General features: G+C 30.8%; 25 protein-coding genes. 5 read left to right on the top strand and 20 right to left on the bottom strand.

Going from position 1 to position 26,590, the window contains the following annotated elements; translation table 11 throughout:
- Positions 1-111 precede the first annotated feature (111 nt).
- Together istB and istA are read right to left on the bottom strand one after the other, a co-directional pair.
- Positions 112-849 (bottom strand): IS21-like element helper ATPase IstB, encoded by a 738-nt coding sequence (gene istB / locus FHQ18_RS07660; protein ID WP_149265513.1) that lies wholly within the window; start codon positions 847-849, stop codon positions 112-114.
- A complete protein-coding gene (gene istA, locus FHQ18_RS07655) occupies positions 849-2,399 on the bottom strand; it encodes an IS21 family transposase (RefSeq protein WP_149265514.1) in 1,551 nt (516 codons plus the stop codon). The genes istB and istA overlap by 1 nt, the downstream gene beginning before the upstream one ends.
- Before the next feature lie 90 nt (positions 2,400-2,489).
- On the opposite strand from istA, the gene FHQ18_RS07650 reads away from it, so the two are divergent.
- From FHQ18_RS07650 to FHQ18_RS07640, 3 genes are all read left to right on the top strand, one after another.
- Positions 2,490-2,732, top strand: a complete 243-nt coding sequence (locus FHQ18_RS07650; protein WP_149266576.1) for an MbcA/ParS/Xre antitoxin family protein — start codon at positions 2,490-2,492, stop codon at positions 2,730-2,732.
- On the top strand, positions 2,725-3,423 hold the full coding sequence (locus FHQ18_RS07645) for an RES family NAD+ phosphorylase (protein ID WP_188020373.1): 699 nt from the start codon (positions 2,725-2,727) through the stop codon (positions 3,421-3,423). Before FHQ18_RS07650 ends, FHQ18_RS07645 begins: the two co-directional genes overlap by 8 nt.
- 141 nt (positions 3,424-3,564) lie before the next feature.
- Positions 3,565-3,834, top strand: coding sequence for a hypothetical protein (locus tag FHQ18_RS07640; protein ID WP_149266574.1), 270 nt, complete (start codon positions 3,565-3,567; stop codon positions 3,832-3,834).
- A 102-nt stretch (positions 3,835-3,936) separates the two neighbouring features.
- Here FHQ18_RS07640 and FHQ18_RS07635 read toward each other — a convergent pair whose 3' ends face one another.
- From FHQ18_RS07635 to FHQ18_RS07625, 4 genes are all read right to left on the bottom strand, one after another.
- On the bottom strand, positions 3,937-4,848 hold the full coding sequence (locus tag FHQ18_RS07635; RefSeq protein WP_149266573.1) for an Abi family protein: 912 nt from the start codon (positions 4,846-4,848) through the stop codon (positions 3,937-3,939).
- 203 nt (positions 4,849-5,051) lie between these two features.
- Complete coding sequence (locus FHQ18_RS12850) at positions 5,052-5,267, bottom strand: endo alpha-1,4 polygalactosaminidase (protein WP_281285447.1); 216 nt, start codon at positions 5,265-5,267, stop codon at positions 5,052-5,054.
- 38 nt (positions 5,268-5,305) lie between these two features.
- Complete coding sequence (locus FHQ18_RS07630) at positions 5,306-5,836, bottom strand: endo alpha-1,4 polygalactosaminidase (protein WP_223144594.1); 531 nt, start codon at positions 5,834-5,836, stop codon at positions 5,306-5,308.
- A gap of 32 nt (positions 5,837-5,868) precedes the next feature.
- Positions 5,869-6,051: a hypothetical protein gene (locus tag FHQ18_RS07625; RefSeq protein ID WP_149266572.1), complete on the bottom strand. Its 183-nt coding sequence runs from the start codon at positions 6,049-6,051 to the stop codon at positions 5,869-5,871.
- 85 nt (positions 6,052-6,136) lie between these two features.
- Between FHQ18_RS07625 and FHQ18_RS07620 the strand changes: the two genes are divergently transcribed.
- Together FHQ18_RS07620 and FHQ18_RS07615 are read left to right on the top strand one after the other, a co-directional pair.
- On the top strand, positions 6,137-7,837 hold the full coding sequence (locus tag FHQ18_RS07620) for a TraI domain-containing protein (protein ID WP_149266571.1): 1,701 nt from the start codon (positions 6,137-6,139) through the stop codon (positions 7,835-7,837).
- A gap of 92 nt (positions 7,838-7,929) precedes the next feature.
- A complete protein-coding gene (locus FHQ18_RS07615) occupies positions 7,930-8,136 on the top strand; it encodes a helix-turn-helix domain-containing protein (RefSeq protein ID WP_149266570.1) in 207 nt (68 codons plus the stop codon).
- Here the strand turns inward: FHQ18_RS07615 and FHQ18_RS07610 are convergent.
- From FHQ18_RS07610 to FHQ18_RS07550, 14 genes are all read right to left on the bottom strand, one after another.
- Complete coding sequence (locus FHQ18_RS07610; RefSeq protein ID WP_149266569.1) at positions 8,133-9,221, bottom strand: tyrosine-type recombinase/integrase; 1,089 nt, start codon at positions 9,219-9,221, stop codon at positions 8,133-8,135. The genes FHQ18_RS07615 and FHQ18_RS07610 overlap by 4 nt on opposite strands.
- A 603-nt stretch (positions 9,222-9,824) precedes the next feature.
- Complete coding sequence (locus FHQ18_RS07605; protein WP_149266568.1) at positions 9,825-12,632, bottom strand: sensor domain-containing diguanylate cyclase; 2,808 nt, start codon at positions 12,630-12,632, stop codon at positions 9,825-9,827.
- A gap of 193 nt (positions 12,633-12,825) precedes the next feature.
- Complete coding sequence (locus FHQ18_RS07600) at positions 12,826-12,981, bottom strand: magnesium chelatase subunit ChlI family protein (protein ID WP_149266567.1); 156 nt, start codon at positions 12,979-12,981, stop codon at positions 12,826-12,828.
- Positions 12,982-13,185: 204 nt separating this feature from the next.
- Positions 13,186-14,289, bottom strand: a complete 1,104-nt coding sequence (locus FHQ18_RS07595; RefSeq protein WP_149266566.1) for an SLC13 family permease — start codon at positions 14,287-14,289, stop codon at positions 13,186-13,188.
- The gene (locus FHQ18_RS12640; protein WP_188020372.1) at positions 14,286-14,429 is read right to left on the bottom strand and encodes a hypothetical protein; all 144 of its coding nucleotides are present in this window, start codon (positions 14,427-14,429) and stop codon (positions 14,286-14,288) included. Before FHQ18_RS12640 ends, FHQ18_RS07595 begins: the two co-directional genes overlap by 4 nt.
- 219 nt (positions 14,430-14,648) lie before the next feature.
- Positions 14,649-15,395: an NADH-quinone oxidoreductase subunit B family protein gene (locus FHQ18_RS07590; protein WP_149266565.1), complete on the bottom strand. Its 747-nt coding sequence runs from the start codon at positions 15,393-15,395 to the stop codon at positions 14,649-14,651.
- Between the two features lie 10 nt (positions 15,396-15,405).
- Entirely contained in the window at positions 15,406-16,917 is a 1,512-nt protein-coding gene (locus tag FHQ18_RS07585) for a hydrogenase large subunit (RefSeq protein WP_149266564.1), read from the bottom strand.
- A complete protein-coding gene (locus tag FHQ18_RS07580; protein WP_149266563.1) occupies positions 16,910-18,331 on the bottom strand; it encodes a proton-conducting transporter transmembrane domain-containing protein in 1,422 nt (473 codons plus the stop codon). The genes FHQ18_RS07585 and FHQ18_RS07580 overlap by 8 nt, the downstream gene beginning before the upstream one ends.
- 3 nt (positions 18,332-18,334) lie before the next feature.
- A complete protein-coding gene (locus FHQ18_RS07575; protein WP_149266562.1) occupies positions 18,335-18,976 on the bottom strand; it encodes a hydrogenase in 642 nt (213 codons plus the stop codon).
- Complete coding sequence (locus tag FHQ18_RS07570; RefSeq protein ID WP_149266561.1) at positions 18,973-19,890, bottom strand: respiratory chain complex I subunit 1 family protein; 918 nt, start codon at positions 19,888-19,890, stop codon at positions 18,973-18,975. The genes FHQ18_RS07575 and FHQ18_RS07570 overlap by 4 nt, the downstream gene beginning before the upstream one ends.
- 10 nt (positions 19,891-19,900) lie before the next feature.
- The gene (locus FHQ18_RS07565) at positions 19,901-21,859 is read right to left on the bottom strand and encodes a proton-conducting transporter transmembrane domain-containing protein (RefSeq protein ID WP_149266560.1); all 1,959 of its coding nucleotides are present in this window, start codon (positions 21,857-21,859) and stop codon (positions 19,901-19,903) included.
- A gap of 3 nt (positions 21,860-21,862) precedes the next feature.
- Positions 21,863-22,528: a helix-turn-helix domain-containing protein gene (locus FHQ18_RS07560; RefSeq protein ID WP_149266559.1), complete on the bottom strand. Its 666-nt coding sequence runs from the start codon at positions 22,526-22,528 to the stop codon at positions 21,863-21,865.
- A gap of 448 nt (positions 22,529-22,976) precedes the next feature.
- The gene (locus tag FHQ18_RS07555; protein ID WP_149266558.1) at positions 22,977-23,243 is read right to left on the bottom strand and encodes a hypothetical protein; all 267 of its coding nucleotides are present in this window, start codon (positions 23,241-23,243) and stop codon (positions 22,977-22,979) included.
- 106 nt (positions 23,244-23,349) lie between these two features.
- Positions 23,350-26,475, bottom strand: a complete 3,126-nt coding sequence (locus FHQ18_RS07550; RefSeq protein WP_149266557.1) for a PAS domain S-box protein — start codon at positions 26,473-26,475, stop codon at positions 23,350-23,352.
- Between the last annotated feature and the right edge of the window lie 115 nt (positions 26,476-26,590).

Genomic DNA, 26,590 nt, shown 5'->3' with positions numbered 1-26,590 from the left:
TGCCCGTATCGCTTTATTCGGACACCCGTATCGCTATCATTCGGACACTTTAGACACTAATTTTAAGACCCCTTCTATGCAAAACTAACCTCACGGTATTTTTTAGTATCACTAAACTATATTCTCCTCTGATTTCAGTTTTCTAACACTTTCTCCGCTAAGTTTTATCTTATGACTGCTATGTACCAATCTGTCAAGTATTGCATCTGCCACAGTGGCATTCTTTAGACAATCATACCAGTTATCAATTGGTAATTGAGAAGTAACTATTGTTGAATTCACGCCAACTCTATCCTCTATTACTTCTAATAAATCATTAGCTTCATCAGCCTCAAACGCACTGATACCAAAATCATCTAAAATGAGAAGATTAAACCTTGCAAGACGGGAAAGCATTTTTATATAATCACCTTCTAACCTTGCCAGTTTTAATTCTTCCATTAATCTGGGAACCCTGTAATATCTCGCAGTATAACCATCAAGAATTGCTCTGTTTGCCAGTGCTTGAGCTATATAGCTCTTCCCCGTACCAGTAGGCCCAGTAATAATTATGTTCTGTTTTCTTCTCAAATAATCACCTCCTATCAGAGAAGTCATTATACTTTTATTCAATCCCCGTTGAATACCGTAATCGATATCTTCCACCCTTGCCATCTTCTCTTTCAGTTTTGCGGCAGCCAAGTTTCTTTTAATCTTTCGATTCAGCCTTTCCGATAGTTCGGCTTGAAGTAACTGAATTAATCTTTCTTCAAAGGGCATTTCGTTGTAAACTGGGTTTTCTTGTTGTTTGGTAAGTGCAGCACTAAACCCTTTTAAACTTAATTGTGATAAAAGATTATCAAGTTCCATTACTTTTCCTCCTTCTCTTCCTTGTAGTATTGTTTACCCCTTATATTCTCATGCTTATTTAAAGGGGTGATATCTTTTTTCGGTCTTTGCTGATAAGATTTGGTCTTCAAGATAGTTTTTACGCTTTTTACTGTAAACGCTCCTATTGAAATCGCTTTTTGACAGCTTAATTCCAATTCCTTTGCAGAGTATTCATCGGATAATTTTAATATCGCAATACAGGTTCTATAAGCATTTACAGGGTGATTCCTTGATTCCATTATCATTTTCATCAACTTAGTCGTATTTAAGCCTATTTTAGATGCCCAAAAAAATATTCTTTTTGGACTCCATCTTTCTTTACTCAATACGTGGTTAGGTGGCATATGTTCATCCAAAGTAGAAGCTTGACCTTTAATAAATAACCTGGGATGAACTGCTATTAATTTACCTTTGAAAAATATTTCTACGGTAGTGTTGGAATACCATACATCAACCTTTGATTTTATATATTGATAAGGAACAGAATAATAATTACCTGCAACTTCCACATGATAATCTAAATGAACCGTTCGTAATAAGTGCTCTCTATATTGGTAACGCTTCTTAGGTAATGGTAGCAATTCTTGACGCTCTAACTCCTCTAACAGCTCAAACCTACTCTTACCTATACCCCTTATCTTTTTTTCATTGTATTGCTCCATAAGAGGCTTTATAACAGCATTTATCTCTTCTACTCCGTAAAACACCCTATTCCTCAATTTGGCTAATATCCAGCGCTGTATCCCCTGAACTGCCTGCTCCACTTTCGCTTTATCCTTTGGATGGTTAGGTCTAGCTGGAATTATTACTGTATTGTAATATCTTGCCATATCTAAATAGCTGGAATTCAATTCAAGGGTTTCTCGAGTATTCTTTATTACTGCTGATTTTAAATTATCAGGAATTATTTGTCTCGGAACTCCTCCAAAATATTCAAAAGCCAACGTATGAGACAATATAAACGAAGACTGCTTTTGATTAGGAGTCGCATGAACAAATACCGCACCCGAGGCTCCAAGTACTGCTACAAATATTTGAACTGCTTTCTCCTCTCCTGTACTTACATCAACCATATTCATCGTTAATCCTGAATAATCAACAAACATCGTCTCCCCAGCATAATATATCTGACGCATTGTAGGGGATAGTCTTTGAATATAATCTTGGCAATATTTCTTAAACTGAGTATAGTTGTAACCTTCCGGATGTCTTTCTTTGTATTCCTGCCATAATAGTAACCATGTGACACCTTTTTTGCGTATCTCTTCAGCTATGTATGCAAAATCAGGTAATGGACGGTTGTTTCTTGACTTTGCTTTACGCTCTGGGAATAGCTTATCTTCAAGCTCATTATCCAAAAGCTTTAGCCCTTCTTCTATCGATAATCCCGTTATTTGAAAACGTGTACAGTAATCTAATACCGTTGATTTGGGAACTCCTAAAGAACGGCTAATTGCCCGATACGATAACTTATTTTGAAATCTTAAACGTAAAACATCTTTTACCATAGCCATAGCTAACCTCTTCATTTTTACTCCCCCTTTGTTTACTTTATGGGGAGTTTAGAGGTTAGTTTCGCTTAACTCAAGGTGTCCGAATAGTAGCGCTATGGTGTCCGAATGTTTCCGATACGGTGTCCGAATAAAAACGATATCACTGTCCGAATGTCAGCGATACAGGCACTTGGAATTTATAAAGCATTGCAAATATTGTTACCGTATTCTGCAAACGAATGGATAAAAACTAAGAATCCTATTTTTGACAATAAAACCCCATTGGAAATAATGTTGCAGGGAAGAGTTGCTGATTTGTATATAATTAGAAGATATCTGGATGCTGAAAGAGGAAGTCTTTATGAATGATATTCCTGTAATTTCGATAAATTGGAAAGAAAGTTTTAGGATAATACCTACATTATTTCCTGAGAGGACATTATTTGATTTTGCTGAAAGCGAAGAAGAACTTGAATATATCTATTATATAGAAAGTTTAACTAATGATAGAATAAGAGAAGAATTAGGTAATCTTGAAATAGTCCCTAAAAACGAATGGGTTTACGGAGAAGGAACCACACCAATTATGGCAGCTTTTACACATCCAAAAGCTGCAAGGTTTAACACTGATTTTTTTGGCGTATACTATGCCAGCAAAGAACTTACTACAGCTATCAGAGAAACTGTATATCATAGAGAAAAATTTTACACTCAAAACAGTGCTCCTCCAGGTGCTTATCACATGAGAGTTTATTCTGTACCTGTAAAAGGAAACAATTTCTATGATATAAGAAATAAAAACCTTTTTTCTGAATACTATCACGAAAGTAACTACACCAAATTACAACAACTTGGTATCAAAGCCAAAAAAGAAAATAGAGATGGAATTGTTTACAAAAGTGTGAGGTATACAAAAGGAACAAATATTGCAGTTTTAAGACCAAAAGCTACAATTCCGCCATGTAAAGTTGTTAAATTACTAATTTACTATTGGGATGGAGAAAGGTTAAATACTGTTACTGATTTAGGTAAAGGTGAAAATCTTTTAAATGATAAATAGGAGTAAATTGGCTATTTTAACAACGATTAGAATATTTTTAACTCTTGCAGTATCGATACTTGCTTTTACAATAATACTTGGAAAACGGTTTTAAATATGGTGTTTAGGAGTGCAATAATAATAAAATAATGGGAGGGTATTATGAGAGATAAAAATTACATAACTATAGCAAATATGAATGAAGTACTGGAGAAAGTTAAAAAGGATTATGATTCTGTTTATGTAAAAGATGGATATATAATAATCAAAACGGTTGATGAATATGATATACCACTAAAAAAGTGCAAGACAGCGGAAGAGATACTTGAGTGGGTACATCATTTACTGGGTAAAAAATGGGCGTCAAGAGGAATAATAAGAAGATTTATAGAAATTGCATGTAGCGAAAATAACATAGATGTTAATTTTTAAGGTATAGAAAAATTTACTCTTAAGAAAAAAGTAATAATAAGAAATATACATTGAACTTGATAGTAAGATGTATGAAAATGAAAAAATAAAAACCAATATTAATTAAGTTTTCCATAATTCATAGGTATCCCAGTTTTCAGGAAATCCATTTTTAGTTGTAAAATTGTAAGAATCTTTTTTAATATGCTCAATAATTCTTTTTTTCCAATCAGAATTACTACATATCAGGTTCATAAAATAAGCAAGTATAGATATAATACAAAAGAGCTTTTTATTATCTTTGAAGTATTTTTCCATATTATACATTTTTCTAGGTTTCTTGGGTTTAATACTAAAATCAGATCTATTCCATATTTTAGAATGATGAGCACATAGGTTCCTTAAATGAGCCATTGAATGCAGCCAAGATTCCAATATTATAGGTTTTAGATTATATTCATCACTAATTTGTCTTTTTATGTTATTGTGTAAATTTTTATATAGTTGAGATATTTCACCAAAAGTTAAAATTTCTTTTAATTTCCAAAAAGGAGGATAATCATTGGAATATTTATCATTATAATATTTTATAACTTCATCAGGAAATTTATCATTTAATTTGTCTGCTACTATTTCCATAAAAGTTTTATAAAACTTAACATTTTTATAATTTATGCAACTTAAATACCAAAAAGAGTCATTATAAGCTAAACATGTTTTATTGGAAATCACAGATTTGATTGATATTTCGATCCGTTCTATTGCATCCATGATTATTAATCTTAACTGCCTATCGAAATTATAAAGATTTATGATATCGCTAAAGCTAATATTATCTTTAAACACAAAGGTTTCACTGCTATTAGTAGCAAAATCATGAAAATAAATTTTTAAGCGCTGATATCCAATATGCTTCAAATAGTGAGGAGCTCGCCTTATTTCATCATCTTCTGAAAATAATAGATTTCTCTTCTTCAAAAAATCTATATGTTCTTGCGAATCTAAGGGAGGTTTATTATAATTGTTGTTTGGCATTTTAAAAAAGGGTTACCCGCCAAGTGAGCATGTTCTTATAGAACAGAGGCCTGGCGGGTTCGTTAGTTTTATTCATATACAATTTTTACGTGATGTCAAGAAAAACTTTTTGATAAAATAATTGGTTTCGGGGATTACCACTAATATTATAGTTATCTAATTTATAATTCTTTTAAATCACAATAAGTTAGTATTAAATAAAGTCAATAATCACAACTTAATACAAATGCTCCATCTAATTCCAGCGGTAAAACAATTGTTCTAAAATTTCTACTTAAAGCATCTTCACATAAAATTTTTCTATCTGACTCATTATCGATATATTTTGTATTATATTCTGCATTAAAAACCGGTTTACCAGAGTTAATAAACAGCATTAATAAATCACACTCATCAAATTCATGGCATTGTTCATTAATAGCAAAATCAAAATATGGTAAGAGATCGCCAATTTGGTCTAAATCGATTTCAACCCTATAGCCAGTCCTCTTTTATGCGCTTCATTTGATAAAAAAATGTTGTATGCTATTTGATCTTCATAAGTTATAGAAAAACCTGTATCGTTGGTATAATCGTCAATATTATCTGGTTCAACTCCATCGCATCCTTTTTCTTTTGCAAGATTTAGTCTTTCTGTCATAATTGTTCTTACATTTTCACTTCGTATATCAAGCCATCTTTCTCCTTCCCATTTATCAAGAGGATTACCTATTTCAGATTCTTTGAATTCATAACTATCCTCTCTCCAATCTTCATATGCTCCCGCATTAAAATAACATATAATCTTTTTTCCTTGAGCTTTTAGTTCTGTAATTTTCTCTTTTGGCGTATCAAATAAATCTATATCAAAAAGTTTAGCGTTTACGTCTATTAAAGTCCCCTGTAACTGCCAGTACCAGGTAGTATCTATTGTTGGTTTATACCATAAAATAATTTTATTCTCAGCCCTATCTGAAGATGACCCGTTGCAGCCAAAAATTAATAACATAACAAACAAGATAATAGTAAAATAGAATATTGTCAGTTTAGCTCCTTCCATTTTCTTTCAAAAAATTCTTCCATTTTAATAGCAGTCAATTCTGGCTCTTCGTCATCATTTCTAAAATCTTTTAGAAATTCAGCGAGTTTCTTAAACTCCTTTAAGTTGTTTGTTCTTCTATCTAAATCATCATGTTCTTTGAATTTTTTAAAGTCTTTTTTCATCATTCCCCCTGTTATACAAAAATACCACACAATATAATTATAGCATTTAATATTTTATTAAAAAATATTTTTAGGAAGGATTGATATGATTTTTTCTTTTTTTAAAAATAAAAATCAAAAAAATGATATAGAAACTTCTATAAATGAAATAATAGCCTCTCACGAGCAATTTTTTGTTAAAATAGATAACTTGCTACCCTCTTATAAAGATGTGGCTTATAAGCTCTTTTATGACGTTATCAGGAGATTTATTCGTAAAATATACGATGCCCCTGCATCAGAAAAACATCATCATAGTGAACCTTTTGGATTATTAAAACATTCACTTGAAACTGTTATACACGCACTAATAGAACAACATAAAATACTTGAATTGAAATACGACACTCATGGCAATCTTGACAGTCAATTTAATTTAAAAAACAAAGAGAGAGTCCTTTACAGAACCGCTATTAGCGCCTTATTTCACGACGCAGGAAAAATGTTTGATTTCATCATTAGAGATGGTAACGTTGTTTTTGATCCTCTTGAGGATAATCTGCTTGATTTCAAACTCAAATATCCAAATTGTGAGCTGATATGGAAACCAAATAGAACTAAAAAGCATGAAAAAAGAAATATTATTCTCCTTTTTGATATTTTAACCCAGCAGGACAGAAAATATCTATCCGCTGTTAACTTCCTCCAACTGATTGATGATTTCTTTGGTTACGATCCAAAAGATACTTTACAGGAATTGATTAAAGAAGCTGATATTAGGAGCGTGACAAAAACTTTTACTTCTACTTCTAAAAAAGAAGAAAAAGTTACAAAGCAAACAGAAAAAGGCAATTACATTCAAGAAGAAGATGAAACAATATTACTTACAAACTATTTTCTTAAATCTTTACAGGATTTAGTAAATCAAAACACATTTGCAATAAACAGGCTCGGTGGACAGCTTTTTGTTTTAGATACTGTTACGTTTGTAGTTAATCCTTTAGTTATTGAAAAGTCATTAGTTTACATGAGGAAAAAATATAACTACAAAACAACTAAAAACCACATAATTTCAATTTTAAAAGATAAGAATGTTATCATCTCAGATGAATCAGGCAAAACTTTTTTCCATGCTGATATATTGTTTCCTAATGGCAAAAAAATAACTCTTAATTTCATCATCATCAAAAATAAATTCCTATGGGGCTGTTCTAAACCTGAAAATTTCGCAGGTGAAATAAAATTAAAAGATTTTATTAGTATAGATATGGATGAAGAAGTAAAAGAAACTGAATCTGAAAAAACAAAACTTCCAGAAACGCCAAAGCAAGAAACAAAACAGGAAAATCAATCCGATAAAAATACAACCTCATCAAATGATGAGCCAAAAGAGAATAATCAAATACAAGAGCAAGAACAAAAACATGAGCAAGAGAACACATCTGCTAAGCAAAAGCAAAAGAAAAAGTTGCCTCTATATGAAAAGCTTATATTGACATTAAAAAACATGATTAAAGGTAATGTGATTGAATTAACCACTAATTCTGAACAGCCTATATTTATTACTACAATTAACAAACAAAAATACATTGCAATTAAATATCCGCAGGGTTTTGATTTTATTGCTGAAAAAACGGGCTTTTATGACGTTAGCTCACCTGATAGGAAAAAAGAAATCGAAAGAATATGTAACAGTTTAAATAATTCTAACTATGTATTGCTTGTTGATAAGAGATGTGTGGTAAACATTGAAATTAAAGGGAGAATAATAAAAAGTGTTCTCGTGTATTCAAGTGTGCTTTTTTGAATAATTTTTTTCTGCAAATACCACAAATTTCATTCAAAAATTTAACTATATTTATTCATAGAAATTAATAGATAAAAATAGGAGGAAAAAAGATGCAAAAAGAGATAAAAGAAATGAATTTAGAAATCCTGGATAATCTTATTACACTTGACGATTTCTGTAGGATTTTTAATATTTCGAAACATACGATTTATAAATATACCTCTTTAAGGATGATTCCTTATTATAAATTGTTTGGCAAAATATATTTTGATAAAAGGGATTTGTTAAATTTTATAAAGAAACAGAAAAAAGCTTAATCAGATTGAAATACTTGTTGTAATTTATCAATTAATTTTCTTTGATTTAAATGAGCGTAACGTTGTGTAACTTTGAAATCGCTATGCCCAAGAATTTCTTTTATTTCATATAAATTAAGTCCGTTCTGGATACAAATGCTTGCAAAAGTATGTCGTAGATCGTGAAATCTAAAATTTTCATCTATGCCAGCATATTTTAGACATGTTTTAAAAGAACCCTGAATATCTTTAACGGTAAATAAATTATCATTTTTTTTCAAACCCGTGGTTTTAATGTACTCTTGAATTTCATCCTTTAGCCTTGATAATATAGGAATAAACCTTGTTTTCTTGCTTTTTGTGTTTTTGCTTTCTAAGGTGATTATTTCATTATCAAAGTCAAAGTTATTTACTTTCAATGATAATATTTCGCTCTTACGCATACCTGTATAAACGGCAATCAATATAATATAATAAAGTTGCCTATTTTTGTTCAATTTCGCTACTTTTAGCAGTTTTTCAATTTCTTCTAACGATAAAATGTTATTAATTATTTCTACTCGTTGAGATTGTTTAGCCTTTACAGGGTTTGAATTAATAAAATCCATTTTAATTGCATAGTTAAACATATTCTTAAGTCTTGATATATACCTATCGAGGTTATTAACATTTTTTTCGTTTTTCAAAAACTGAAAAAATGTATCTATGTCAATAGGTTTAATAGATTCTAATAATTTATCATTAAAATAGTCTTTTATTATGTTGATACGATATTTCTCAATTTCATAACTTTTATTTTTTGTTTTGTAATAAGGGATGTAATAATTATCAAGAAATTCACTGAATTTTAAACTTTTTATCTTTTGTTGTATTTTTAGTAATTCTTTATCCTCGTTTAATATTTTTAGTAGAAATCGTTCAGCCTCAGTTTTTTTGCTGGTGCCTGTGGATTTAAAGATTGTTTTATTATTCTTTTTGATTCTGATGTAAAAGATTTTGTTAAGTTTTTCATTGCATTTTGGACAGTAATTTATTTTCTTGAAATCTTTCTTATAAAGACTTATAAATTTTTTACATTTGCTACATTTAAAATACAAGCCTTTCAAATTATCCTCTCCGGAGTCCTGCGGGATGTAGGGTTACACTTTGGGTTACACTTTTGGAATAAAAAAATCAAGATTTTTTTGAAAACTTATAAAAAATAATACAAAAAGATATAATTATAACTTATTGATAGAGCAGATAAAATATTATTATTTATAATTTTTAGTTAATTATGATAATTTTAAAATTAAAGGACTTAAAATCCTGTGGGCCTTTCAGCCCGTGCCGGTTCGAGTCCGGCCCCGGGCATTTATTTTCAATAAATTACACATCCCAGTTCAATACATAAGAAAAGGAATAACCGCTTTGTGTCTAACTTTTGTCTAACCGGGCGTTATAAGTTACGATATTAGACACTTCTACTACAGTTAACTCATTTTTGCCGATTTCTTGCATAAACTTATTTGGAAAAACAATATCCAAGAAACCTATTAAATGCAAATAATGGGCACGTAGTTTAATACTTTGATGCACAAATACAACACTAACTTGCATTTAAATGATAATATTAAGAAGTTTAGATTTTACAATTTTGCAAATTTATATCTTTTACTATTTCAAGGTTGACAATGTTTAAAACAATTTACAGGGTTCTATCCAGGCTATTATCCATAACATACGCAGTTTCTGCCAGAGTTTTTGGCTTTATACATTAAATCATCAACCCTCTTTGTAATAGTATCAACTGTATCACCTTTTTTATATTCAGTAACTCCAAAACTCGCAGTCACATTCCCTACTTTATCAATATCAAGTTCGCTTATAATATTCCTTAACTCTTCAGCTAAATAAGATGAATTTAAAAGTTTAGTTTCTGGCAAAAGTATTAAAAATTCTTCTCCTCCCCATCTAGCTAAAATATCTACCTTTCTAATTCTATTCTTCACAGCATTTACAACACTTTTTAAAACTTTATCTCCTATATCGTGTCCATACGTGTCGTTTACTTTTTTAAAATGATCTATATCAAACATAATTAAAGAAAATGTCCTATTTGTCCGCCTTGCTAACTCTATCTCTCTTTCAAGTTTTTCAGCAAAATATCTCCTGTTAAAAACTTTTGTGAGTGGATCAGTTACAGACATTTCTCTTAAAGTATTTTCTATCTCTTTAAGATGCGTGATATCGACACAATAATGCATATATTCATTTTCGCTTACTGGAATCCACCATGTTTTATAACATTTCCCATTGTCCTCTAATTCTACATTAATTGATTCTTTTTTTTCTAAAGCTTCATCTGCAAGACAAAATTCACATTTTATATTTTCCGGTTCAGTACCTTCTTCAAAAAACATTTTCCTCTCTTTCTCAGGTAAAAACTTACAACCAAAAATACTTTTCCAGCACTTTTCTCCAACTCTTGATCCAAAATCTTCAGCTAATTTATTTTGTCTTAAAATAGTCCTATCTTTTTTAATGAACCACAAATAACCAGGCAATAAATTAAAAAGTTTTTTAATAATATTAGATTCTTCTTCTATTTTTTGATACAGATATTTCTTCTCTGTAATATCTAAAACTGTTCCAACAGCTTCTATAGGGTTACCATCTTCATCAAAATATACTTCTGCCTTATTATTAACATATTTTATATCGTTACCTACTATAATCCTATGATCAATGTCGTATTTTTCTCCATTTAATGATTTTTGCCATGAATTTAAAACATATTCTTTATCATCAGGATGCACTCTATTTAAAAATAGCTCAAAACTAACAGGCTTATTTTCTTCAATACCGAACATTTTATAAGTCTGTTTTGACCACCATAGTTTATTATCTTTTATATTTAAATACCAGCTTCCTACTTTTGCTACTTTTTGAGCACGGTTTAAATAATCTAAATATGTCTTTAGTTTACTTTCTAACTTTTTAATTTTATCAATTTCAATGCATATACCATATAAAATGTGTGGTTTACCATTTTCATCATATGAAATCACTTTCCCTTTATCCAAAACCCAGACAAAATGTCCATCTTTATGCTTCATTCTCATTTCACATTCATAAAATTCTGATTTTCCTACAAAGTGATCATTGATAAGCTTATTGGATTTTTTCAAATCTTCAGAATGACAGAATTTTTCCCGTGTTTTTATAGTTACAGGAGATATTTCTTTTAAGCTATACCCAATAATTTCAGCCCATCTTTCATTAACTTCTATTTCACCTGTTTTTAAATTCCATTGCCAAGTCCCAATATTTGCAGCTTCAATAATATGAGATAACTTCTCTTTTTCCTTGTTTAAAGTGTCTTGCAATTCTCTAATATGAGTTTGATCGAAAAAATATCCTCTTATCTCTTCAACACTGCCTGCTTCATCTCTGACTATTTTTGTAAAATCATATATCCAGAGGTAATGCCCATCTTTATGTTTTAACCTGTATTCCTGTTGGTAAGTATTTATATTATTTGAAATGTAATATGTAACCTCATTTTTAATCCTTTTTAGATCTTCAGGGTGAATAATATTAGCATATTTAAAATCATCTGCCAAAAGCTCACTTTTATCGTATCCTAAAATATCTTTTATATTATTAGAAACATAGCTGACTGGCCAGCCCTCTTCATATTTCCATATAATGTTTACTACAGGCCCCTCGTTAAAAAGATCCCTCTCCTTTTCAACAGTTTCAAGAAGTAATTTTCTATTCGTTATATCCCTATTACTTACTCGCCTTCCTAAAAATTTACCATCCTCACTGTATACAGGTCTGCATACATGATAAATCCACTTTGTCTTTTTATCTTTAGTAATTATTTTAAATTCAATAAATTCATTATCTTTGGATTTTTTTAAATGTGTTTTTTCTACATGTTTCTTATACATGGATTTAAAATCTGTGTGAACTATCTCAAATAATAAATTTTTATTCTTTATAAACTCTTCTGATGAGTATCCAGTTATCTCTTCACACCCTTTTGACATATAAACTATATTGAAGTTTTCATCTAACCAGTATTCCCAACCATAAGAGTAGTCTGCAATTATCTTAAATTTTTCTCTTTCTTTCTTAATTATTTCATCTTTTTGAAAACTTTCAGTAATATCATTAATTATTGTTAAAAGAAAGTTATTATCTCCTACCGTTATCAGGCTTGGGTAAACTTCAACAATACGAATTTCACCATTTTTTAATTTATGTTTGCATACCAATCGATTATCTTCTTTATTTTTAGCTTTTTCCATCCTTTTAAAAATTTCTTCTTTTGAAAGCAAACTTATATCAAAGATTGTAAGTTCTAAAAATTCTTCTATGGTATAATTATAAAATTGAACTGCTGCATTATTTGCATCTATTATCTTTCCTGTTTCAGGATTAATAATGAGCATAACTGCAGAATGGTGTAAAAATATATCCTCAAATTTTAGATATCTATGCGATAGGCTTTCAATTAAATTATCCATTAAAAGTTACTTAATAAAAATTTTTTATTTTAACCAAACCTTTGTATAGTTACATTGAAACTTATTTTATGTCAATAAATTTAATTATTTATTTTAAGTATTTGTGTATATATTTGCCTCTTTTAAAAAATTACTAAAAAAATTTTACTGCCTTTAAATAATTCGAAATTAACATCAATTCGATAAAGTATATTTATAGTTTATCGAGGATTCTGTATTGAACTGCTTCCAAAATATGCTCTGACAGAATTTCTTTTAATCCTTCCACATCTGCAATCATCCTGGCCACTTTCAGTATCTTTGAATAGGCGCTTGCCGATAAGCCCATTTTCGTCACTGCCTGTTCCATCAACTACAAACTTGATTCATCATCATGTCTGCAATACTTTCTAATCTGCTTCTCATTCATTTGAGAGTTGTGTTGTACAACATCCCTTCTTCCTTAAACCTTGCCATCTGTATCTTTCTTGCCGTTTCCACACGCTTTCTTATACTCTGGTGAGCGGTAGTAAACCGCATACCTAACTGTTATATGTATGAAGTTCAGCTGGGATTATAGGAAAAATAAAGTATAAATCAAACCTCCTGTTATAACCAAATAATGCAATGAGTATTTATGATATTCTAAGTACATCTTCTTTTTATTTATAAATCTCAATGCAATTATATTAGCTAGAGAAGCGAAAACTATTCCGTTACCACCTACATTTACACCATAAGCAATAGAAAACCATTCATGAGAAAATTTGGACATAAATATGCTTGCAGGAACATTACTCATTAGCTGCGAAGAAAGCAATGATAACATAAAAACCGAAGATGGATTTTTTAAATTAAATTGACTGATAAAATCTGAAATCAAAGATAATTCACTGAACAAGTGAAAATCAATAAACATTACCACAAATAGCACGATTAGGGCATAATCAGCTTTTCTAAGCACATCTCTGAAAAGAAATAGATAAAGAAAAAGCACAAATACTATAGTATAATAAATCTCAAATTCAATAGACAAAATATAACCCAACAAAAGAACCGCTGAAAAAATAAATAAATTTTTATTTATTTTAGTATCGTTATTATGCGGCTTGGGCATTAATCTTCTTGCCGGAAATATTATCCAGCAAAAAGCAATAAGTATGAGGAATTGAATCATAAAAAGAGGTATCATTTTTATAATGAAATTAATAAAAGAAATATTCCATTCATGCCATAAGAATAAATTTTGGGGGTTGCCTATTGGTGTTAAAGACGATCCTACGTTTACAGATATTGCCTCAAAAACAATGATTTTTTTAATATCATTCTGCAAAAGTTCTTGAAAACTCAATGTTAATGGAAGGATAATAAATAATGCTATATCATTTGTTAAAAACATGGCAAGGATAGATGATAACAAAATAAAATATAATGCCAACTCTCTCTCGTTATTTATTCTTCTAAGATGCTTTTGAGCTACAGACCGTAAAAAAGAGCTTTCTTTTATTCCTGTTGTAATTATTAACAATCCTAGTAAAGCAACAATAGTTTTCCAATCAACATAATTTGGATAATGCATTACTTTCTCTGGATGCAGAATAATCAAGAAAAATAGCAGAATCAGGAACGGTAAAAATATAATGTTTTTATTAACAAATACTCGCATTTTTTCACTCATTCTATCCCACCCATACCCATAATTTCAAACTTTTTCATATCTACATTGTGGGTATTATTCCAATTTATGTATATATACGCAGTATTGTTGTTTAGATTTTCTATTCCTCTTTCTAAATGTTTGAAATCTTTTTTACTCATATTAAACCCTTTTCTCTAATAATTTGCTTTAATCCTTTTCCTGTAATTGGTTGGTATAATTACTATTCTAAGGACTATCATATAACTCACACATATCTTCTAAGAGGTATGCCTATTTTTAAATCCTTCTTATGCACAATTTCTGTAAACTATCCATTAGCTATTACAATAATCAATAAAATATATAACTATTGCAGATACATTGATATATTTACAATATCACTTAAAAAATGTAAGCAATGCATGTAAAGTTGTTAAAGGGTGTGGTGGACAGCCTGGTATATAAAGATCGACTTTAAGAATACCGTCAACTCCATTAAGCTGTTCAGGATTGCCTCTAAAAGGTCCTCCAGAAATAGCACAGCTCCCGGAAGCAATAACAATTTTTGGATCAGGTATAGCTTCATATGTTTTTAACAAAGCTTTTTTCATGTTTCTTGTTACAGGACCAGTCACAATGATTCCATCAGCATGGCGTGGAGAAGCGACAAATTGGATTCCAAATCTTGAAAGATCAAAAAACGGCGTATTTAGAACATTTAAGTCAGCTTCACAGGCATTACACCCTCCAGCAGAAACCTGTCTGAGCTGGAGAGATCTTCCAAAAAGCTTTTTAAAGTGTTTTTTTGCATGGATTTCTAATTTTTCAATCATTCCATCATATATAAGCTGCTCAGGATCTGTTACTGCAAGCTCAAAATCATTTGAAAACTTAATAAAAGAGCCATTAGATAACTCTTCACATAACCCACAGAAAACACATTTTCCTAGATGAATAGTTTTTTCTTTTGGATCTATTGCATCTTGAGGACAATTTGAGGCACATAACTCGGCTATTTTCTGCTCACAATTACTGTTTATTTCAGGTTTTCCCTTGAATCTTTCTGGCAGTTTAATCTCTTCATTTGGATATTTAGAGGTTCTATATCCCTGCTCAATCCTGTTTTTAATAATACTAAATAGCATGTATCACCTCTTAAAGATCAAATCCACAGTAAGATAAATTAAAACTTTTATTACAGAGAGGAAAATCAGATATATCTTCATTCCTCATAGCTATAGCAAGTCCCATCCAGTTATGAAAAGAAGGATCTTTAATCTTATATCGCAATATATCCCCTTTAGAGTCTGTAATAATACAATGAGAGAGCTCGCCACGCCACCCTTCATGGACTGTTACTACAAAATTATCAGGCTCCAATTCGAATTCAGTATGTTTATATGAATTATTATTTTCAAGCTCAGTAAGCAGCGTCTCCACAATATCCAGAGATTGCAATGCCTCATTATACCTAACAAGAGCTCTTGCCATAACATCACCAGTATGCTCAGTGACAACCTTTAACGGTATCTCTTGATAAACCCCAGCTGGTAAGTCGTAACGTGCATCATAAAGTATCCCAGATGCTCTGGCTGCGGGACCAACAAGACCTAGTTGTTGTGCAATCTCAGTTCCAACAATACCTGTTGATTCAAATCTTCCAAGTACACCAGCCTGATTAAAGAGCATATCTCCAATATGGACAATTTCACTTTTTAATTTTTTTATACGATTAACAAATTCTTCCTTTTGCTTATCCGTTATTGAAAACCTGATTCCTCCCGGTCTGATGAGCCCTTTTCCGAATCTATTTCCACATATTGCAAGAAGCATATTTAGAAACTCACCCCGAATTCTTCCGTAATAAGAAGCAGGAGGCAAAAATGCAATATCACCGCTTAATGCTCCAAGATCACCTATATGATTGGCAATACGTTCTAATTCCAAAGCAAGCCCACGAATCTTTTTAGCTTCCATACCTACTTGAATATTAGCCAGTGCCTCAACAGCTTCTGAAAAACAAAGGCTGTTAGCAACTGCTGTATCGCCAGCGATAGATTCAATTATTACTGGAAGCTGTTTTTTATTTGCATTTAATATTTGTTTTTCTATTCCTCTGTGTTGATAGCCAAGTTGAATCTCTAAATGTAAAACCTTTTCCCCAGCGCAATTAAATCTGAAATGCCCAGGCTCAATGATACCTGCATGGACAGGTCCAACGGCAACTTCATGAATTTCCTCTCCTTCCACTGAATAATACTCATATCTTCCTGGAATGTCTTCAGAGTAATCGTTTCCAAATATATCTTCTTTTCCCAGATAGTTAGCATGATAACGAACGGACTTTAACCATGGATGTCCCACTGGTTTAATTGCAAACTGTTCAGCTATTTCTCTTTCAAACATGTGAAATTTTGTGCACTTGCAAGTTAAGGCAGGGTATTTTTCCGGAGTATCGCTTATACCCACAAAAAGCCAATTTTTTCTCCTCAATACAGCAACTAATCTAATTTTCCCTTTATCTTCGTAAGCAAAATAATGAACAATATAGTAATCGTTCAAAGCTAATGACAGAATCTCTTCATAAAACTCATCAAAGGAAAAATGCGGAATATCAGCTAGTTTTATTTTTTGGCCATTATTTATTTTAAGTAACTTGTTATCCATGTATTCCCCCAAATACAGCTATCGCATTAAGGATGGTTTTGTTTAAATAATTAATATTGCAAAAAGTTAATACAAGTGAAGCCAACAAAAGTGCATATTGAGGAAAGATCCTTGTTATTTTTTCTCCTACTTTAATATCATAATCAAAATCATCAAAAGACATCTTCATTAAGTACCTGGAAAAACCTGCAAAAATGACAATCAGACTAAAAATAAATATTCCCACACTTACATAATAACCTTTCTTAAAAGCACCAATTATTATAAAGAATTCACTTATAAAAATCCCAAAAGGTGGAAAGCCTGCAATTCCTATAAATCCAGCAAAAAAAGAAACAAAAGTTTTTGGCAAAAGTCTTACGGCTCCACCAACTTTGTCTATCAACTTAGTACCATAAGCAAGTAAAATATTTCCTGATGTTAAGAATAAGGAAGACTTAATAAGTGAGTGGTGTATAAGGTGTAAAATTGCTCCATACGCTGCAATACCACCTATCCCTGTGCCAAATGCAATAATACCCATATTCTCAATACTTGAATAAGCTAGCAATCGTTTATAATCAGATTGTTTAAGAGCAAAAGTAGCCGCGATAAAAATTGATATGAGGCCAAAAACTATAAGTATCCTGTCAGAAAAACTTCCAATCCCTGCCAGATGAAGAATTTTATTAGTTTTAAAAATGGCCAAATAAGCACAATTTAAAAGAGCACCAGACAATAGGGCTGAAGCTGGACTTGGTGCTTCACTATGCGCATCTGGTAGCCATGTATGCATAGGTGCTAGCCCCATCTTTGTCCCATAACCCACTAATATAAATACAAAAGCAGCCTTGAGCCATTTTTTATCAAGTTTAGTAGCAATATTGCTAAGCTCTGTAAAAGAAAGAGGAACATCAATCCCTTTAATATTCATTGAAAGAGCGACAAGAAATGATCCAAGAAGAGCAAGTGCTATTCCAACAGAACATATAAGTATATATTTCCATGTAGCTTCAAGTGATTTCTTTGATTTATGAATGAAAATAAGTGGAGCACTTGCAAGAGTTGTAGCTTCAATTGCAATCCACATAACAATAATATGGTCAGCCACAGCCACTGCACTCATCGCTGATAAAAAAAGTAACATAGAACCAATGAAAATTTGCTCATTTCCAATTTCGACATCTTTTAAATAAGATATTGAATACATCGAAATAAATAAAAACAGAAAAGAAGTAATAAGCAGTACTAATAATCCTTCTGAGGTCAAAGCAAAATAGGAATTGAAAAACGGTTTTTGCGGTTTAAACCACAATATCAGTGTGAAAAGAAAATGAAACAATCCTGTAAATAATAGTATAAATTCCCAGTATTTTTTTAACCCTAATACTATAATACCTGCCAGCAATGGAAGCAAAAAAACTAACTCAACCATACCCTAATCCTTCAATGTTCTTAATAAGTTTGTATCTACATCTTCAAAAGTTCTATTTATATTATGTAAAATTATACCCATTATCATTATACCCACCAGAATATCGAGAAGAACTCCAAATTCTACAATATAATGGTTATGATTAGTAAGTGTAATTCCAACGAGGTATATTCCATTTTCCATCATTAAGTAACCAATAACCTGTGTAATTGCTTTGCGTCTTGCCATTAAGAGAAAAATACCACTTGATATGGTAGTTATTGCTGTTGGCAATAAAAGTAAATTACTGTGATTAACAGGCAGATTGAACTTGTCACTTATCAAGGTAGAAACAACTATTATTAATAAACCTGAAAAAATTGATGCATGGTATCCAATAATAGGCTCAAGCTCTTTTTTAACAATAACCTTTTTAACTGCAAAGTATATGAAAATCGGAATTAAAATTCCCTTGATAAGGATTGTTAATAATACAAAAGTAACATTGCCAATTGTTATTTTCTCACTTAGAAATAAAGGGAGCAAAGAAACCACAAATCCTTGAAAAGACATTATGTAAACAAGAGCAACAAGTCTGCTCGAACCAAGACAAAATAGTAAAGATAGAAGCACTAAAGATAAAATTACATTAGCCAAATCATTCATTTTATGAACTCCATAATGAGTATAGTTGCAAAGAAAACCAACGCAAAAGATGTAAGGATAAACTTCGGTACTTTATTCATTTTAAATCTTGCCATAACTGATTCAGTAATCCCCACAACTATATAAACAACACTAAGTATCAGATAAAAGATAACTATACTAATGAATGTATTTTGAAGATAATGGGGGTATATCAATAGTGTTATAAAACTTGCGTAAAATAGCAGTTTTAAATATGAATTAAGATGTATGAAAGCAAGATCGGGGCCACTGTGATCAAGTACCATTACCTCATGAATCATTGTGAGCTCAAGGTGTGTTGCCGGATCATCTACCGGCACCCTTGAATTTTCAGTAAGAAGTACCAAAAATAAAGACACTGTAGCAAGTAACAGGGATGAACCATAAGCACTCCAGAGATTTATCCCCTTTTCTCCAGTGAAATAGGATGAAAGGCTTAATTCACCAGTCAACCCATAAAACATGATAAGAATCATAAATATAGTCGCTTCGGCTAAAGCTGAAAAATACGCCTCCCTACTTGTCCCCATCCCTTCAAATGACGATGCCGTATCAAGTGCAGCAATTATGGTAAAAAATCTACCAAGACCCATCAAATACAGAAGAACAATAATATCCCCATTAAAAGACAAAACAGATGGTAATCCAGCAAAAGGCATAAATAAAAGAGCAATAAAAGTTGTGCATAACGCAATAACAGGTCCTAATCTGAATATAAAAGTTGTACTGGAGCTGTATACTGACCCTTTTCTAAAAAGCTTCAATAAAGTATAATAGTTAATTAAGAGAGATGGCCCCTTTTTCCCTGCAAAAAAAGCTTTTACCTTTAAAATAACGGCAGAAAAAAATGGCGCTAAAAGTACCGAAACAATAAACAATATAATAGATTTCATCTCCAAACCTCTAGACAAGTAATAACAGTACTACAATGGCTAAAAGAATATATCCTATATAAAGCTGTATGTTTCCATGTTGTATCCATCTTAGCCTATCAAAGAAAATCAAAGACTGTTTAACGACCGGCTGGATAATATACTTCTCAGCAATATCAATTACTTCTGAATGGTAATGTGTTTTTTTAGGAAATAGTTCCTTAATTTCATTAAAATCCTCTTTTATTGGAGCAAAAGGCTTATAAAAATTTATTATTGAAGATGCATAGGAAGACCCGGTATATTGCATTCTAAAAGTTGGTTTGCTAAAACCGCAGTCCCAGGTCGGAGTTTTAATGATATTTTTTCCTTTATAAACTAAGGTTCTAAATATCAGAATAAATATAAGTATGATGAAAAATAAAACTGCTATAAATGATATTCTTCCGGTAATACTCAAAAAGTCATTTATCTGAATATCTTCTGAAACAAGTTGCAGAGATTGCACTCCTTTAAAAGCCATGTTGACGAAAACTTCCGGAAAAACACCTATACCAATACAAATAATTGCCAAAATAACCATTGGAATAAGCATGCTAAAACCATTTTCAAGAGCTTTAGAAGCATTTTGACTCCTCGGTTCACCTAAAAAAACAATTCCCACAACTTTTGTAAAGCAAGCAGAAGCCAATCCACCTATTACAGCAAGAGAAATAATTGCAAGAATGGAAAAAATATAAGATATCCCATTATGACTTATACCTTTAAAACTGCCAATATATATAAGAAATTCACTAATAAACCCATTGAAAGGAGGCAAACCAGATATCGCAAGAGAACCTATCAAAAAGGTTATACCCGTAATTTTCATATTTTTTAAAAGACCACCTAACTGCTCAATAGATTTTGTTTTGGCTTTATGAAGAACAGATCCGGCCCCCATAAAAAGAAGTGACTTAAAAATTGAATGATTTAAAACGTGCAATAAACCTCCGGTAAAACCTAAAATTGACATTGCAGAATTACCAATTGACACACCTATCATACCAATCCCGATACCTGCGAGAATGATGCCAATATTCTCGACACTGTGATAGGCAAGGAGTTTTTTCAAATCGTGTTGACCCAAAGCATAAACAACACCCAGCACACCGGAAGTAACTCCAAATATAAGAACAATATATCCAAAAATAGCGGCACTTGTATCAAGCAATGAATACATCTTAACAATACCGTATATTCCCATTTTTATCATTACGCCTGACATAACAGCAGATATGTGACTTGGCGCCGCGGGATGAGCATATGGAAGCCATGTATGAAGCGGAAATATCCCTGCTTTAGAACCAAAACCTGCAAATGAAAGTAAAAATACTACAACCTTGGCGGTAAATGGAATAGAAGATATGTGTTCAAATCCTAATTCTCCAGTAAATGCATATATCACGCCAAAAGCAGCAAAAATAAGCATTGCCCCAATGTGGGTAAAAATAAGATATGTATATCCAGCTTTTCTCGTTTCTACATTTTGATAATCATAAATCACTAGAAAATATGAAGATAGTGACATAATTTCCCATGAAAACGCAAATGTAATGATGTTGTTTGCATTAACAACCAGAACCATAGAAATAATGAGCAAACTGTAGAAAAAATAATTAACAGCAGTTCTAAATGCCTTTTCCGGCTTGTCCATGTAATGAAAGCTATATATTACAGAAAGTACAGATACCGAATAAATAACTACCATGAAAAAAGCTGAAAGGCTATCTCCTTTAAATGAGATAGGAAAAATATCGAAATATTTATATAATAGAATATATTTGTCACCATGCATTAGCATTATTAAAGCACTAAGCACTCCCATAAAACTTCCAGCACCAATTAGCGCAATGCTCATGAGTTTCATTACGACAAATTTTCTATAAAGAAAAAGGGGCAAAACACCGCCAACAAAAATTATAAAAAGGGGTAGGAAGAAGACATTCATAGATTACCTTCCAAAAATTTTATTCTCAAAATCTCTTATAAAATCCAGCAATTCCTGTCTGGTAAACTGCTTTTTGATACCTGCAACAAAGTCTTCATCCATTGAAAGTCTCCTAAGCTTCATATCAATTATTGCCTGTTCAATTCTATTTGCAGGTAAAACAAGAAAAATAGCTTCAGCTTTAGTACCATCAAGCGCCTTAAAATCTTTAGGCTTTTCCAGGAAAGCAACGATTATCATTGTTTTTTCAAAAAAAATTGGTTTCTCAAAATCAGGCATCATATATGCTATTCCATTTAAAGTAGAAGAAACAATAGATTCCCTATAAAGAATAGATGCTTTCAACTGCTGAATATCAATTTCATATATTGAAGGAAGCATATTCAGAAGTTCGCTCAGGATTTCTTCCCTGTTTTTCCCATGTAGCCTGTAGAAAATACTACCCTGCATTATAGCTTCTATAACACTTATCTGATAATTGATTTTAAAATCAGATCCCTGTTGTTGAGACTCAATCCATTTCTCTATTTTATCAACGTTAAATCTCCACTGCCCACCTATTTTAATAGCAAAGGGAATACGGTTATCATTTACCATCCTATAGACAGTTTTCTCTGATATACCTAATTTATCTGCAAGTTCTTTTACAGTAATAAACGTTTTGTCCATTTGTTATCCTTATTGTCCAATTTTGTCCAAATGACAATAGCTCCAATTGCTTGTCTTGTCAATCTTAAATTTTACCTGACATCACCTTATTTTTACAAAAAACTATTCACAAATTGAAAAATGTATTTCCTCAATTCATAGAAAACTAAATGACTGATAAATATAAAATAGAACTGGCAACCCTAAATTGTGTTATCAACTTTTTGATAATTTACTATTAAAAAATAGGGTTATTGAAATTGATTACCCTGTTTGAAGGGACAACGATTAGGCTGAAGACAACAAGAATGAAGATCCAATTTTACATGAAATTTTGCAGATTTAGACTACAGAAAACACGATCTATCAATTTGGATCAGCATAACAGTTTAACTCATAGAATTTGACATACTTATCCAAATTATAAATTTCGGTAAGTTTACTATTCTAAATGAATTAATGACATTAACTATTTTTCCTGAACAATGTATGTACCATTAATAATCACCGATTTACCATTTTCATCAATAAAATAAAGACTGCTACCTTTTCTTTCTATATTGAATCTCCCTTCCCATCTTTTTATAACCTGGCCATTATCTGCATAAAGTATAATTTCCCTTTCAATTCCAATTGTCTCAGCTTTGAAATCTTTTAGTTTCTTTTTTTGAGTCTGTGTGCAACTAATTGTGAAAACTAATATCAATAACGCCAGTATTAATTTAATTCTATACATTTCAACCTCCTTTTTCTTAATTACATAAAAATTGCATTACCTGATAATCAATGCTCCACAATTTTATCTTTTTTTGTTTTGGCTGCAATAATAAATTATGACTAATCTAATATTTAGATTCATTTAATATTTTTTCGATTTCATTTAAATCAAAAGGTTTTGCAACGGCAAAATCAAAACCATACTCTTGATAATTAGTTAGAATTGGATCATCTGAATATCCACTTATAACGACTGTCTTTAGCTTTCTTGACAATTTATTTATCTCATCAATTACATCTTTCGCACCTTTTCCTCCAGGTATAGTAACATCTAAAAACACAGTGTCATAAAGATTGTTCAATTCTAAAGATTGTCTTAATAATTTTAATGCTTCATCACCATCCCTAACACAATCAACTGTAAAATTATAACATTCTAGTATCAGTTTGAAGGAATCTCTTATACTTTCTTCATCATCCATAATTAAAATCCTCTTACCTGCTCCATCAATATCATCAATATATTCTTCCTTACTTTGCATATTTTCTTTTTCTTCAGCTGCTGGTAAATATATATGAAAAGTTGTCCCTACACCTAATTCTGTCTCAACGCTCATATATCCTTTATGTTTCATAACTATTGAGTGACTTATAGCAAGTCCTAGTCCATTTCCAGTTTCCTTTGTCGTAAAAAAAGGATCAAATATCTTATCTAAAACTTCATTAGGTATGCCAGGGCCGCTGTCTTTAATAGATATTTTAACATATTTACCTTTTTTCACGGGATAAATATCATCATTAATTATAGTATTTTGACATGATATTTCAATTATTCCCCCATCTTTCATAACATCCAATGCATTGACTATGATATTTTGTAAAACCTGACTGATTTGATCTTTATCCATTTTTACGTAATATATACCATCATTGCATATGATTTTTAACTTAACCTTGCTCCCTCTTAAAAGAAATGTGGCTGTTTGCTCAATTAACTCTTTAATAGATTCAACTTTCAAAACAGGTTCTCCTCCTTTTGAAAAAGTTAAAAGCTGTTTTGTTAACCCCTTGGTATTATCCAATACCTTCTTAACACTACTAATTATATTATCAATTTCATTTATCTTTTTGTCTTTCAGATATATTTCCATAAGATGGATATTATTAATAATAGCAGCTAACAAGTTATTAAAATCATGAGCAATTCCAGCTGCCAAATATGACAAACTTTTCAATTTTTCTATTCTTAGCATCTCTTCTTCAATCATTTTCTCTTTTGTAATATCCTTAAAGATCAACATATAACCTGTCACATTACTGTTTTCATCCTGCATTTTTGTAATTACATATTCAATAGTAATCTCTTTCCCTTGTTTGTTCTTTAATCTAGTTTCTGAGTGGTATCTTCCATATTTTTCTACTTTATTAAAAAGCTCATCTAAAACTAACTCTGATTCTACAAATATTAAAAAATCATCAAGTTTCTTCCCTATTGCTTCTTCAGAATTCAAGAACGTAATATTTTCCGCCATCTTATTAAAAAGTATAATTTTTCTCTGTCTGTCTATCGCTATTACACCATCACCAATCGACTCAAGCATAATGTTAAATTTTGATTTTTCTAATATTAAATCATTTAAAAATTTTCTTTCATTAGTAATGTCCAATCCTGAACTCAAAATAGCCTCAATCTCACCTTTATGATTCTTTATCAATGAATTGTGCCATAAAATAAGTTTTTTTTCTCCATATCTATCAATTATGTAATTCTCGTAATACTCCATTAATACCAACTCTCCATTTATAATTTTATCAAAACTATCCCTAACCTTTTCCCTATCTTTGGGCAAAATAAAGTTGTTAAGCCAGTTTTTCCCATAAAGTTCATATATTTCATAACCTAATATCTCGGCACCTTTCTCATTGATAAAAATAATGTTACCATTAACATCCAATGCCAAAACAATTACCTGAACCAAATTTATATATTTTTGAAATCTACTACTCTCTTCTTCAATTTTCCTAAGTAATTTTTTTCGCTCACTAATATCTCTAACTGATGCCAAAATACATGTTTTACCAAAATAAGTCACTTTCGTTAAAAGAACCTCAACATCAAATAATGCATTATCTAACGGTCTCCTTGCTTCCCACTCAAATGGCTCCACATAACCTTTTTCAACAACTTCATTCCATATTTCCCTGGCTTTATTCATATTCATACGACCCGATGAAAAATCCTCTATTGTGCACTTTAAAGCATCTTCTTTATTTACTTTGTACATTCTTAACATACCTTCATTTACATCAAGCACTTTACCATCGGGATCATGTATAAATATAGCATCCTTAATACTGTTTAGAATGGTATTGACGCTATTATAAGCATTACTTAACTCAACAGTTTTATTATAAATTATTCTTTGCAAAATAAGATAAACACCAGAAAATACTGTAATCAATCCAATAATGATAATAATGAAAATCCAATAATTTTTTTCAGAGTTTATCTCATTAAAAAACAATTTATTGTATAATATGTAATATTTTGAAACCTCATCTGATTTACTATTTTTTATCCACTTATCAATAGATTTTAAAAAATCTTCATTTTTTCCTTTTGTAGAAGCAATTTTTATTTGAACAGGATTAAATATGATAGGTGTTGGAACAATATCTCTATCTTTTAGATAATAACCAACCAATTTATTAACAACGCCAGCATAAATTTTATAGTTTTTAATATTATTAATTATTTCATCATATTTATCAAAATACACAAATTTTACATCGGCACTAAAGTTCTTAATAATATCAATAACAGCTTTGCTATGAATATCGTTTTTCTGCACCCCCACTCTTTTACCTTGAAGATCCGATACGGTAAAAATAGCATTTTCTTTTCTTGCAAAAACCATTCCCCAGTTGGTAAAGATGGTTTCTTTATTAAAATCAAAAAACTCTAATCTTTCTCTGCCATATGCTACACATGGTAAAATATCTATTTCACCATTTTTCAACTTATTAAATAATATAGGCCATTTATCATTTATAAATTTCAATTGATAATTATTTTCTCTTGCAACTTCTTTTATTATATCAATAAAAAAACCATCAGGCTCACCCTTTGAATTAACAAATATTAATGGTTTATTAAAATACACTCCAACTTTGATTATGTTTTTTATCTCTGCATTGAGACATTGAATATAAGACCCAATTATTAAAAAAAGAAATATTGCTAATCTCATATAAAATTATACCACATTATAAAATTGTTATTAAATTAAATTTAAAAGATTTTGTTTATGTGTATGAGCACTTCAATTGAATTAATTGATAAAAGAAATAAAAATTTAACATGAT

It is taken from the genome of Deferribacter autotrophicus (genome assembly GCF_008362905.1).
Lineage (GTDB): Bacteria > Chrysiogenota > Deferribacteres > Deferribacterales > Deferribacteraceae > Deferribacter > Deferribacter autotrophicus.
The sequence above is the reverse complement of the archived record's forward strand: the minus strand, read 5'-3'. Positions and strand labels throughout refer to the sequence as shown.

Coding starts and splice junctions, on each gene's coding strand:
- FHQ18_RS07590 (WP_149266565.1), bottom strand. CDS start 15,395: ATGCTATTTAGTATTATTAAAAACAGGATTGAGCAGGGATATAGAACC.
- FHQ18_RS07595 (WP_149266566.1), bottom strand. CDS start 14,289: ATGAGTGAAAAAATGCGAGTATTTGTTAATAAAAACATTATATTTTTA.
- FHQ18_RS07615 (WP_149266570.1), top strand. CDS start 7,930: ATGCAAAAAGAGATAAAAGAAATGAATTTAGAAATCCTGGATAATCTT.
- FHQ18_RS07600 (WP_149266567.1), bottom strand. CDS start 12,981: ATGGAACAGGCAGTGACGAAAATGGGCTTATCGGCAAGCGCCTATTCA.
- FHQ18_RS07650 (WP_149266576.1), top strand. CDS start 2,490: ATGTTTCCGATACGGTGTCCGAATAAAAACGATATCACTGTCCGAATG.
- FHQ18_RS07580 (WP_149266563.1), bottom strand. CDS start 18,331: ATGGTTGAGTTAGTTTTTTTGCTTCCATTGCTGGCAGGTATTATAGTA.
- FHQ18_RS07605 (WP_149266568.1), bottom strand. CDS start 12,632: ATGGATAATTTAATTGAAAGCCTATCGCATAGATATCTAAAATTTGAG.
- FHQ18_RS07570 (WP_149266561.1), bottom strand. CDS start 19,890: ATGAAATCTATTATATTGTTTATTGTTTCGGTACTTTTAGCGCCATTT.
- FHQ18_RS07645 (WP_188020373.1), top strand. CDS start 2,725: ATGAATGATATTCCTGTAATTTCGATAAATTGGAAAGAAAGTTTTAGG.
- FHQ18_RS07555 (WP_149266558.1), bottom strand. CDS start 23,243: ATGTATAGAATTAAATTAATACTGGCGTTATTGATATTAGTTTTCACA.
- FHQ18_RS07560 (WP_149266559.1), bottom strand. CDS start 22,528: ATGGACAAAACGTTTATTACTGTAAAAGAACTTGCAGATAAATTAGGT.
- FHQ18_RS07630 (WP_223144594.1), bottom strand. CDS start 5,836: ATGTTATTAATTTTTGGCTGCAACGGGTCATCTTCAGATAGGGCTGAG.
- FHQ18_RS07575 (WP_149266562.1), bottom strand. CDS start 18,976: ATGAATGATTTGGCTAATGTAATTTTATCTTTAGTGCTTCTATCTTTA.
- FHQ18_RS07565 (WP_149266560.1), bottom strand. CDS start 21,859: ATGAATGTCTTCTTCCTACCCCTTTTTATAATTTTTGTTGGCGGTGTT.
- FHQ18_RS07585 (WP_149266564.1), bottom strand. CDS start 16,917: ATGGATAACAAGTTACTTAAAATAAATAATGGCCAAAAAATAAAACTA.
- FHQ18_RS12640 (WP_188020372.1), bottom strand. CDS start 14,429: ATGAGTAAAAAAGATTTCAAACATTTAGAAAGAGGAATAGAAAATCTA.
- istB (WP_149265513.1), bottom strand. CDS start 849: ATGGAACTTGATAATCTTTTATCACAATTAAGTTTAAAAGGGTTTAGT.
- FHQ18_RS07620 (WP_149266571.1), top strand. CDS start 6,137: ATGATTTTTTCTTTTTTTAAAAATAAAAATCAAAAAAATGATATAGAA.
- FHQ18_RS07640 (WP_149266574.1), top strand. CDS start 3,565: ATGAGAGATAAAAATTACATAACTATAGCAAATATGAATGAAGTACTG.
- istA (WP_149265514.1), bottom strand. CDS start 2,399: ATGAAGAGGTTAGCTATGGCTATGGTAAAAGATGTTTTACGTTTAAGA.
- FHQ18_RS07635 (WP_149266573.1), bottom strand. CDS start 4,848: ATGCCAAACAACAATTATAATAAACCTCCCTTAGATTCGCAAGAACAT.
- FHQ18_RS07625 (WP_149266572.1), bottom strand. CDS start 6,051: ATGAAAAAAGACTTTAAAAAATTCAAAGAACATGATGATTTAGATAGA.
- FHQ18_RS07550 (WP_149266557.1), bottom strand. CDS start 26,475: ATGAGATTAGCAATATTTCTTTTTTTAATAATTGGGTCTTATATTCAA.